Origin of the sequence: Streptomyces sp. NRRL S-495 (assembly GCF_000966955.1) — a bacterium.
Taxonomy (GTDB): Bacteria; Actinomycetota; Actinomycetes; order Streptomycetales; family Streptomycetaceae; genus Kitasatospora; species Kitasatospora purpeofusca.
The window spans coordinates 1-10,960 of the sequence record NZ_JZWY01000371.1 but is presented as its reverse complement, the minus strand read 5'-3'; the positions used below and the strand labels follow the sequence as shown (position 1 = coordinate 10,960).

Below are 10,960 nucleotides of genomic sequence, written 5' to 3'. Positions count from 1 at the left end.
CGGCAGGCCACGCCGCCGCCCGGACGCGAGCGGGTCCAGCGGCCCGGCCGGCCCCGCGACCGGCAGCACACCCCGGTGCCCGGCGGGCGGCCGGGCACGGCCCGGCAGCGGCTGCTGCGGCAGCGGCTCGTGGTGTTCGTGACGGTGACCGTCGGCGTGGCGCTGGCCATCGCGGCGGCCCAGGGGTGCGAGAACCGCGACAACCAGGGGCTGCGGCCGTCCGTGAGCTCCTCCGTCGCACAGGGCTCGACGGGCGCCCCCGGGGCCGCTGTCGGGGCGGGGGCGGCCGGCGCGGGGGAACAGGCGAACGGCGGGACTCCCCCGGCCGGGGCGGGACTCTCGGCGGACGGCATCGCGCCGTCGACCAGCCCGCTGGCGGCCGCGGCCCACGGCGCCCCGGCGGCCGGGGACGCCGCGCTGGCACCCGCCCAGGGTGCCGGGCCGGCGGTCGACTGGCCGAACCGCTCCTACGCCGACCCGGCGGGCGGTCCCGCGATCACCCTGCGGGACGGCCGCTCGGCGGGCCCGGGGCCGCAGGTCGTGCTCAGCGCCGTACTCCCGGCGCGCTACAAGGGCGGGCCGGCGGCGCTGGTCGTCCTGCGGCGCTCGGAGGGGTCGGTGCCGGTCGACCTGGTACAGCTCTTCTCGTTCACCGGGGACACCCCGGCGGCCCTGACCTCGCGCTCCTCGGCGGCGGATCCGCAGGCGGTGGCGACCTGGCGGCTGGACAACGGGGCGCTGGTCCGCGAGGAGCGGGTCACCCAGACCGGGGCGACCACCTCCACCCGCTACGCACTGCGGGCGGACGGCACGCTGGACGAGTCCTGGCCCGGTTCGGCCACCACTCCCCCGGCGGTCACCCCGCCCCCGGCCGCCGCCCCGGCACCGCCCACGGCCCCGACGGGCTGACGTCCGGGAGGGTCCGGAGCGTCCGGGAGCGTCCGGGAGTGGGAAGTCGGCGGATCCGACGTCCCGCGCGGCAGCAGCGTCGCACGGGAAGTCCGGCCAACCGACTTCCCCTGCAGCCCCCGCCGGGTGTCGAGGGGTGGGGTCAGCGGGTGGCGGTGACCGCGTAGAAGGCCACGGCTGCGGCGGCGCCGACGTTGAGGGAGTCGATGCCGTGGGCCATCGGGATGCGGACGGCGTGGTCGGCGGCGGCCAGCGCCTGCCGGGTGAGGCCGTCGCCCTCGGCGCCGAGCATCAGGGCCGTCCTGGCCCGACCCTCGGGGACCAGCGAGGCCAGGTCCACGGCGGTCTCGGCCGGGGTGAGCGCGAGCAGCTCGAAGCCGGCGGCGCGCACCGTGTCCAGGGCGGCCGGCCAGGGCTCCAGCCGCGCGTACGGGACGGCGAAGACCGCACCCATCGAGACCTTGACCGCGCGCCGGTACAGCGGGTCGGCGCAGTCGGGCGAGAGCAGCACGGCGTCCATGCCGAGGGCGGCCGCGCTGCGGAAGATCGCGCCGAGGTTGGTGTGGTCGACCAGGCCCTCCAGCACGGCCACCCGGCGGGCACCTGCCAGCAGGTCCGCGGCGTCCGGCAGCGGCTGCCGCTCCATCGAGGCGAGCGCGCCGCGGTGGACGTGGTAGCCGGTGACGGCCTCGGCCAGGTCGGGTTCGACGACGTGCACCGGGGCGTCGGCTTCGGCGATGACGTCCGCCATCACGTCCAGCCACTTGGGGGTCAGCAGCATCGACCGCATCCGGTAGCCGGCCGCGAGGGCACGGCGGACGACCTTCTCGCCCTCCGCGATGAACAGGCCCTCGGCGGGTTCGCGGCGGCGGCGGAGTTCGACGTCGGTCAGGCCGGTGTAGTCGGCGAGACGGGGGTCGGCGGGGTCGGTGATGGTACTGGGTTCGGACACCCTGAGATCTTGCCAAGTCGGGCCGGGGAAGGCCAACCGGCCCAACGCTCGTCGCGGGTGGCCTTGGCCCGTCGGCTCGCGGAGTGCAAATATGACGTATGGCCCGTTTTTCGGGCCGATCCTGGGCTCCGTCGGACCCTGGTGCGACCGGTTCCGCTTCCGGCTCCCGATCCACCGGTACCGCCGCCGGCTCCCCCGGTGGGCGCCCACACGGTCGGCACCAGCACGCCCGCACGGCCCGGCCCAAGCCGGTCCGGGTGCGCTCGGTGGCCGGACAGGTCTTCGCGTTGCAGGTCGTGGTGGTGCTGTTGCTGGTGGTGGCCGCCGTGCTCGCCCTGGTGGTGCAGTCCCGCAACGACGCCCGGCAGGAGGCCACCACCCGGTCGGTCGCGGTCGCCCAGACCTACGCCAACTCGCCCGGCATCGTCGAGGCGCTGCGCTCCCCCGACCCGAGTGCGGTCCTCCAGCCCTCGGCCCAGGCCGCGCGGATCAACGCGGGCGTGGACTTCATCGTCGTGCTCAACAACGACGGCATCCGCTACACCCACCCGAACCCGGACCGGATCGGCCACAAGTTCGTCGGCGACTACCAGCCCGCACTGTCCGGGCAGGTGGTGACCGAGGAGGTCACCGGCACCATCGGGCCGCTGGTGCAGGCGATCGTGCCGGTGCGGGCGCCGGACGGGCAGATCGTCGGGATGGTGTCGGCGGGCATCACGATCGCCAATGTGAGCAGCGCCAGCGAGCGGCAGCTGCCGGTGGTGCTGGGCGCGGCGGCGGCCGCGCTCGGGCTGGCGACCGGTGGGACGGCGCTGATCAGCCGGCGGCTGAAGCGGCAGACCCACGGCCTGGGGCCGACCGAGATGACCCGCATGTACGAGCACCACGCGGCGGTGCTGCACGCGGTGCGCGAGGGCGTGCTGATCCTCGGCGGTGACGGACGGCTGCTGCTCTGCAACGACGAGGCGCGGCGGCTGCTCGACCTGCCGCCCGACGCCGAGGGGCGTCCGCTCGCCGATCTGGGCCTGGAACCGGCGCCGCTGGAGCTGCTGGCCGCCGGGCGGTCGGTCACCGACGAGGTGGTGATGGCCGGTGAACGGCTGCTCGCGGTGAACGTGCGGCCCACGGACCGGAACGGCGGGCCGCCCGGTTCGGTGGCGACGCTGCGGGACTCCACCGAGCTGCTGGCGCTGACCGGGCGGGCCGAGGTGGCGCAGCGGCGGCTGCGGCTGCTGTACGACGCCGGGGTCTCGGTGGGCAGCACGCTGGACGTGACCCGGACCGCGGAGGAGCTGGCCCAGGTGACGGTGGGCCGGTTCGCGGACATCGTCACCGTCGACCTCGCCGAGCAGGTGCTGGAGGGCGACGAGCCGCCGGCCGGTCCGGCGCTGCTGCGGATGCGGCGGACCGCGCTGGCGACCGCGCACGGCGACCCGCCGTTCTACCCGGTGGGCACGGTGGTGGAGGTCACGCCGTCGACGCCGCTCGCGGGCACGCTGAGCAGCGGGCTGCCCGGGGTGGAGCCGCGGCTGGCGGAGGCGCAGGCGTGGCGGGAGCAGGATCCCGAGGGTGCGGAGCGGGTGCTCGCCCACGGGGTGCACTCGCTGGTGCGGGTGCCGTTGAAGTCGCGCGGTGTGCTGCTCGGGGTGGCGCGGTTCTGGCGGTCGGAGCGGGAGGAGCCGTTCGAGGAGGAGGACCTCGCGCTGGCGGAGGAGCTGGTCTCGCACGCCGCCGTCTGCATCGACAACGCGCGCCGGTACACCCGGGAGCACGCCATGGCGGTGACCCTGCAGCACAGTCTGCTGCCGCGCAACCTGCCGGCGCAGAACGCGCTGGAGGTGGCGCACCGGTACCTGCCGGCGCAGGCGGGGGTGGGCGGCGACTGGTTCGACGTAATCCCGCTGCCGGGGGCGCGGGTGGCGATGGTGGTCGGGGACGTGGTCGGGCACGGGCTGCACGCGGCCGCCACGATGGGGCGGCTGCGGACGGCGATCCACAACTTCTCGACGCTGGACCTGCCGCCGGACGAGCTGCTGGGGCACCTGGACGAGCTGGTGAACCGGATCGACCAGGAGGAGTCGGCGAGCGGCGGGGCGGCGGCCGTGACGGGTGCGACCTGTCTGTATCTGATCTACGACCCGGTGTCGCGGCGGTGCACGCTGGCCAGTGCCGGGCATCCGCCGCCGGCGCTGGTGCGGCCAGACGGGACGGTGGTGTTCCCGGAGCTGCCGACCGGGCCGCCGCTGGGGCTCGCGGTGCTGCCGTTCGAGACGGTGGAGCTGGAGGTCGAGGAGGGCAGCCGGCTGGTGCTGTACACGGACGGGCTGGTGGAGGACCGTCAGCGGGACATCGACGTGGGGCTGGAGCTGCTGCGGGCGGCGCTGAGCGGGCCGCCGCGCACTCCGGAGCAGACCTGTGCGGACGTGCTGGGGGCGCTGCTGCCGGCACGTCCGCAGGACGACATCGCGCTGCTGGTGGCGCGGACCAGGGTGCTGCCGGCGGACCGGGTGGCGCAGTGGGAGGTGCCGGCGGACCCGGCGGCGGTGTCCGGGGTGCGGGCGGCGGTGGCGGAGCGGCTGGAGCAGTGGGGGCTGGACGAGGCGGCGTTCGTCACCGAGCTGATCCTGAGCGAGCTGGTGACCAATGCGATCCGGTACGGCACCGGGCCGATCCGGGTGCGGCTGCTCCTCGACCGGTCACTGATCTGCGAGGTGTCGGACGGGAGCAGTACGTCGCCGCATCTGCGGTACGCGGCCACCACCGACGAGGGCGGGCGCGGGCTCTTCCTGGTCGCGCAGTTCGCGGACCGGTGGGGGACGCGGTACACCGCCACCGGGAAGGTGATCTGGACGGAGCAGCCGTTGGAGTGAGGCGGGGGTGGGGCCAGGGCCTCGGCCCCAGCCCCGGCCCTCAGGCCTCCGGAGTGGCGAGGACGTTGACGACGTCGCCGATGACGATGACGGCCGGGGGCTTGATCCGCTCGGCCTCGACGGTGGCGGCGACCGTCGCCAGGGTGGCGTCGACCCGGCGCTGGGCGGCGGTGGTGCCTTCCTGGACGACGGCGACCGGGGTGTCGGCGGCCCGCCCGTCCCGGATCAGCCGGGCCGCGATGGCGCCGATCTTGTCGACGGCCATCAGCAGCACCAGGGTGCCGGTCATCCCGGCGAGCGCCTCCCAGTTGGTCAGCGATCGCTCGTCGTCCGGCCCCACGTGGCCCGAGACCACGGTGAACTCGTGGGTCATCCCCCGATGGGTGACCGGCACCCCGACCGCCGCCGGCACGCTGATCGAGCTGGAGATGCCCGGCACCACCGTGACCGGCAGCCCCGCCTCCACGCACGCCAGCAGCTCCTCGCCGCCGCGCCCGAACACGTACGGGTCGCCGCCCTTGAGCCGCACCACGAACTTGCCGGCCTTGGCGTGCTCGACCAGCGTGCGGTTGATCGCCTCCTGCGCCATGAAGCGCCCGTACGGGATCTTCGACGCGTCGATGACCTCGACGTGCTCCGGCAACTCGGCGAGCAGCTCGCGCGGTGCCAGCCGGTCGGCCACCACCACGTCCGCGTCGGCGAGCAGCCGGCGGCCGCGCACCGTGATGAGGTCCGGGTCGCCCGGGCCGCCGCCGACCAGTGCCACCCCCGCCCCCCGGGCGCGGTACTGGCGGGCGGCGAGCGAACCGTCGCGCAGCCCCTCGACGATCGAGTCGCGCAGCGCGGCCGAGTGGCGCGGGTCCCCGGTGAGGACGGCCACGGTCGCCCCGGCGTCGCGCCCGCTGGCCGGCGTCCACGCGGTGGCGGCGGAGGCGTCGTCGCTGCGGGCGCAGAACACCCGCTCGCGCTCCGCCTCGGTGCTGACGGCGGCGTTCACCGCCGGGTCGTCGGTGGCGACCAGCGCGTACCAGGTGTCGGCGAGGTCGCCCTCCCGGTAGCGGCGCTCGTGCCAGGTCAGCTCACCGGCGTCGGCCATCGCCTGCACGGCCGGGGTGGTAACCGGCGATATGAGGTGCACGTCGGCGCCGGTGGCGAGCAGCGCCGGCAGCCGCCGCTGGGCGACGTGGCCGCCGCCGACCACCACGACACGGCGGCCGGCCAGCAGCAGGCCGACCGGGTACGGAGTGCGAGCACGGCCCTCGGTGCTGGGGTTGGGCCCCTCCTGCCCGTCGGCGGGCAAGTTGGGCCCCTCCTGCCCGTCGGCGGGCAAGGAGGGCGGGATGGGCGCGGTCATCGGCGGTGCTCCTGGATCGGGTGAGGGTGTGCTGGGGTACGGCGCCGCTCCGCGCACCGGCGCGCCCTCGGGCCGGTGCACGGAGCGGTACGGACGAGCGTCAGGCCTTCTCGGTGACCCCGGCGGAGTCGAAGGTGGCTACATCGTGCATCGCGCGGGCCGCACTCTGCACCAGCGGCAGGGCCAGCAGGGCGCCGGTGCCCTCGCCGAGCCGCAGGTCGAGGTCGATCAGCGGACGCAGTCCCAGCTTGGCCAGGGCGGCCTGGTGGCCGGGCTCGGCCGAGCGGTGGCCGGCGATGCAGGCGGCGAGCACCTCGGGCGCGATCGCCTTGGCGACGAGCGCGGCCGAACCGGCGATCACGCCGTCCAGGATCACCGGGGTGCGCAGGCTGGCCGCGCCGAGCAGGAAGCCGGCGAGGGCAGCGTGCTCCAGGCCGCCGACCGCGGCGAGCACACCGATCGGGTCGGCCGGGTCGGGCTGGTGCAGGGCCAGCGCGGCGCGGACGACCTCCACCTTGCGGGCGTGGGTCGCGTCGTCGATGCCGGTGCCGCGGCCGGTGACCTCGGCCGGGTCCAGCCCGGTGAAGACCGAGATCAGGGCGGCGGAGGCGGTGGTGTTGGCAATGCCCATGTCGCCGGTGATCAGGGCCTTGTTGCCGGCCGCGACGAGGTCGCGGGCGGTCTCGATGCCGACCTCGAGGGCCTTGAGGGCCTCCTCGCGGGTCATCGCCGGGCCCTGGGTCATGTCGTCGGTGCCGGGCTTGACCTTGCGCGGCAGCAGGCCGGTGGTGCGGCCCTGCTGGATCGCGTCCGGCAGCTCGGCGGCCACGCCGACGTCGACGACGCAGACCTCGGTGCCGATCTGCTTGGCGAAGGCGTTGACCACCGCTCCCCCGGCCAGGAAGTTGCCCACCATCTGGGCGGTGACCTCCTGCGGCCAGGGGGTGACGCCCTGGGCGTGCACGCCGTGGTCGGCGGCGAAGACCGCGACGCAGGCGGGTTCCGGGAGCGGCGGCGGGCACTTGCGGGACAGGCCGCTGAGCTGGGCGGAGATGATCTCCAGCATGCCGAGCGAGCCGGCCGGCTTGGTCATCCGCTTCTGCCGGTCCCAGGCCTCGCCGAGCGCCTTGGCGTCCAGCGGGCGGATGCCGCGCAGGGTCTCGGAGAGCACGCTGTGCGGCTCCTCGCCGGGCAGGGCGCGGTTTCCGTACTGCTCCTCGTGGACGACCCAGGACAGCGGGCGCTTCTTGGCCCAGCCCTGCTGCTGGAGCTCGGGCTCGTCCGGGAAGACGTCGACGAAGCCGACGCACAGGTAGGCGACGACCTCCAGGTGCTCGGGCAGGCCGAGCTCGCGGACCAGCTCCTCCTCGTCGAAGAAGCTCACCCAGCCGACGCCGAGGCCCTCGGCGCGGGCGGCCAGCCAGAGGTTCTCGACCGCGAGGGCCGCCGAGTACGGGGCCATCTGCGGCTGGGTGTGCCGGCCCAGGGTGTGCCGGCCGCCGCGGGTGCGGTCGGCGGTGACGACGATGTTCACAGGCGTCTCGAGGATCGCCTCGATCTTGATTTCCTTGAACTGCTTCGCGCGGCCCTTGGGGAGCGAGTCGGCGAACGCCTCGCGCTGGCGCTCGGCCAGTTCGTGCATCTTGCGGCGGGTCTTGGCGGAGCGGATGACCACGAAGTCCCAGGGCTGCGAGTAGCCGACGCTGGGGGCGGTGTGGGCCGCCTCCAGGACGCGGATCAGCACCTCGTGCGGGATCGGGTCGGGGCGGAAGCCGTTGCGGATGTCGCGGCGCTCGCGGATGACCTGGTGGACGGCCTCGCGGCCGACCTCGTCGTAGCCGGGGGCGGCGGGGCCGCGCGGTACGGCGGGCTCCTCGGGCTCGGCGGACTCCTCGGCGTCGGNGGCTCGGCCGGAGCCTCGGGGGTCTCGGCCGTGTCGGTGGGCCCGGTGGCCTCGGCGGGAGCGGCGGGCTCGGTGACGGCGGTCGGCTCGGCCGGGGTGCCCTCCTCGGCCTGCGGGGCCGGGGCGGTCTCGGCAGCCTCGGCGGCCTCGGTCGCGGGCAGTTCGGCCGGGGCGTCGGCCGGCGGCGCGTCGACGGGGACGGCGTCCGTCGGCACGGCGGGCTGCTCGACCGCGGGCTGCTCCTCGGCGGGGGCCTCGGCCGACTCGGCGGGCGCGGCGGACACCGGCTCGGCCGGGACGTCCGCCGGGGCGGCGACGGGCTGGCCGGAGGGCATCTCGCCGGTGCCCGCGGCGGTCTCGGCGGCCGCCTCCGGGGCCTGGGACTCGGCGGGGGCGTCGATGCGGACCTCAGCGGGGGCCTCGGCGGCGGCCGGGTCGGCCACGGGCTCGGCCACCGGCTCGACGGGCGCCTCGCCTTCGGCCCCGGCGGCCTCCAGCGCAGGCTCGGGCTGCTCGGCCGGGACCGGCTCGACGGCGACGGGCGCAGCGGGCTCGACGGCCTCGGGCTCGGCCTGCGCGGCGGCCTCGGCCTGGTCGGCGACGGGCGCTATGGGGGCGGACTGCTCCGCCTCCGTCCCGACGGCGGCCGGGGCGGACTGCTCGACCAGCGGCTCGGCCACGGGCTCGGCGACCGGCTCGACCTGCGGGAGGCCGTGCGGGGTCGGCGCGGCGAGGAAGGCGGAGATGCGGCGCGGCTGACCGCCCCCGGCCTGCGCCTCGGCGGCGACCTCGGCCTCGGCGACAGCGGCGGGGCCCTCGGCGGCGGGACCCTCGGCCGGGGCCTCGACAGCGACGGCGACCGGGTCGGCGCCCGGGTCAGCGACGGCCGGCTCGGTGTTCTCGGGTGCCGCGGCGATCTCGACGACGGCCTCGACGGGCGCCTCGGCCACGACCGGCGCCTCGACGGGAACGGCGACGGGCAGCACGACGGGAGGCTGCTGGACGGCGGCCTCGACCGGCTGCGGCGCAGGCGCGGGCTGGACGGCGACGGGCGCGGCCGCCGGCTCGGGCTGGACCGGGATGCCGTGCGCGGGCGTGCTGCCGGTCGACGGACCCCGGTCGGCCAGCGAGCGGACCGGGACCTGGCCGGTCATCAGGGACGGGTCCGGGATCGGCGGCCCGGCGTGCAGCGGCCGGCGCGGCGACTGAACGGCCGTCACCGGCTCGGGGCCCTGCTGCTGGGCGGGCACGGTCTGGACGCCGGGGGCGGCCTGCGGCGCGAAGCCGTGAGGGGCGCCGGCCGGGTCGGCGGCGCCGAGCACGGGCGGCTCCAGCGGCGGCCAGGACGGCTCGACGGGGGTGCCGGGCGGGGACTGCGGGTCGTTGGCCGCGTCGGCGGCGGGCGCCGTCGGCTCGCCCCAGGAGCCCTGCGGACCGGGCATCAGCAGCACGTCGTCCTCGTCGTCGAGGCCATCCGGCTGGTCGACGAAGTGGAAGGTGGGGCGCGGGGCGGCGGCCCAGGCGTCACCGGCGGCGCCGGGCGTTCCGGGGGCGGGCGCGGCGAATCCGGGCGCGCCGATCGGGGTGCCCGGTGCGTGGGTGCCCGGTGCCGGGACGCCGTGCACGGGCACGGCCTGCACGGGCACGGCCTGCGCCGGAACACCGTGGGCCGGAACACCGTGGGCCGGCACGCCGTGGGCGGGCACGCCCTGCGGCGGGAGGACGGCGGCGCCGGGCGGGACCGCACCGGGAACACCGACCCCGGGCACGCCGGGGAGGGTGCCGTCCAGCGCGACGCCCTGCACGGGTGCGACAGCCGCGACGCCCTCCGGGCCGCCGAGCTGGTCGGGCCCGGCGAGCAGGTGCTCCGGCAGTCCCTCGTTCGGGACGTGGCCGCCATCGGTCATGTCAAAGCTCCTTCCAGGCCGCTGCCGCGCCCTCGGCGACACGATCACCGACCGCAGCGCCCATCCGCACGGGCCGGGCCTGCATCGGCCCGCCCCTCAATCACACACGGCCGCCGCGCCGAGGCGCTGCGGCCGACAACCTTCCGGCGCGCTGCGGCACCCCGGCCCGCGCGCCACCCGGGTCGGGCGGCGCGTCATCTGAGACAACGACAAGCCGGGGCAACCGGCACGACCGCACCGGACCCTACGGCATTCTCCAGGTCCGGCGGGCGGCCCGTCGAATTGCCCATACTCCGAACCTCGTCGGTCTGCGCCATGTCAGAAAGGCACCGGACCCGACCGGATCGGGCGGGCTGTCGGACACCGCAGCCGTCCCGGACGCCACACTACCGGCCCGGCGGCGCCGCCTCCCGAATCGGTGTCCGGATGCGACCTGGATCACCGTCCGGCCGGTCCGCGGCGCCGGGTCGCGGGCGTACCTGGCGCACCGGGCGGACCGGAGGACGCGGAGAGCGGGCACGGCGGGCGGACGCGGCGGGCGGATTCGGGGGCGGGTGGATCGGCACCGGCCCCCACCGGGATCACCACCCGGCGCCACCGGGCCTTCACGGTTTCTGCGCACCCCAGAGCAGGAAGGTGCCCGGGTCGCCCATGCCGAGGCGCAGACCGGGTCCGTCGGCGGCGGCCCCGGCCGGCGGGAGCAGGGGCGCGGACTGGAGCAGCGCGCCGTCGGCGATGTAGCCGGCGCCGGCGATGACGCGGCGGACCTCCTCGGCCTCGGCGAGGGTGCGGGCGACGGCGACGATCCGTTCGGGGCGGCGGGAGAGCACGGCGCGCACGGCTTCCGGACCGCCGGTCTCGATGACGGCGGCGTCGGGTTCGGGGAGTTCGCCGAGGACGTCGGGGCCCCGGCCGTGGACGATCTCGACCTCGACGCCGTAGCGGCGGGCGTTGACGGCGAGCCGGGCGCAGGCGGAGCGGTCGGCCTCGACGGCGACGACGGCCGCGCCGAAGCGGGCGGCGTCGACGGCGAGGGCGCCGCTGCCGGCGCCGACGGTCCAGACG

Annotated in this window: 3 protein-coding genes and 3 pseudogenes; 2 read left to right on the top strand and 4 right to left on the bottom strand. The window is 76.6% G+C overall.

The features are described 5' to 3' along the window. Window positions 1–909 (top strand): annotated as a pseudogene (locus VR45_RS19620) (hypothetical protein); the annotation flags it as partial. A 142-nt stretch (window positions 910–1,051) separates the two neighbouring features. Here VR45_RS19620 and VR45_RS19615 read toward each other — a convergent pair. Further along, entirely contained in the window at window positions 1,052–1,861 is an 810-nt protein-coding gene (locus VR45_RS19615; RefSeq protein ID WP_045941095.1) for an RNA methyltransferase, read from the bottom strand. Between the two features lie 98 nt (window positions 1,862–1,959). Between VR45_RS19615 and VR45_RS19610 the strand changes: the two genes are divergently transcribed. Then, complete coding sequence (locus VR45_RS19610; RefSeq protein ID WP_078896665.1) at window positions 1,960–4,731, top strand: SpoIIE family protein phosphatase; 2,772 nt, start codon at window positions 1,960–1,962, stop codon at window positions 4,729–4,731. A 40-nt stretch (window positions 4,732–4,771) separates the two neighbouring features. On the opposite strand, the gene cobA is transcribed toward VR45_RS19610, so the two are convergent. The 3 genes and pseudogenes from cobA to VR45_RS19595 all read right to left on the bottom strand — a co-directional run. Further along, entirely contained in the window at window positions 4,772–6,085 is a 1,314-nt protein-coding gene (gene cobA / locus VR45_RS19605; protein WP_078896664.1) for a uroporphyrinogen-III C-methyltransferase, read from the bottom strand. Window positions 6,086–6,185: 100 nt separating this feature from the next. Continuing rightward, a pseudogene (gene cobT, locus VR45_RS19600) lies at window positions 6,186–9,895 on the bottom strand (nicotinate-nucleotide--dimethylbenzimidazole phosphoribosyltransferase). A 605-nt stretch (window positions 9,896–10,500) separates the two neighbouring features. Next, window positions 10,501–10,960: pseudogene (locus VR45_RS19595) on the bottom strand (precorrin-6y C5,15-methyltransferase (decarboxylating) subunit CbiE); the annotation flags it as partial.

Bases quoted from the DNA above. Each gene is read 5' to 3' on its own strand.
- VR45_RS19610 (WP_078896665.1), top strand. From the start codon at position 1,960: ATGGCCCGTTTTTCGGGCCGATCCTGGGCTCCGTCGGACCCTGGTGCG.
- cobA (WP_078896664.1), bottom strand. From the start codon at position 6,085: ATGACCGCGCCCATCCCGCCCTCCTTGCCCGCCGACGGGCAGGAGGGG.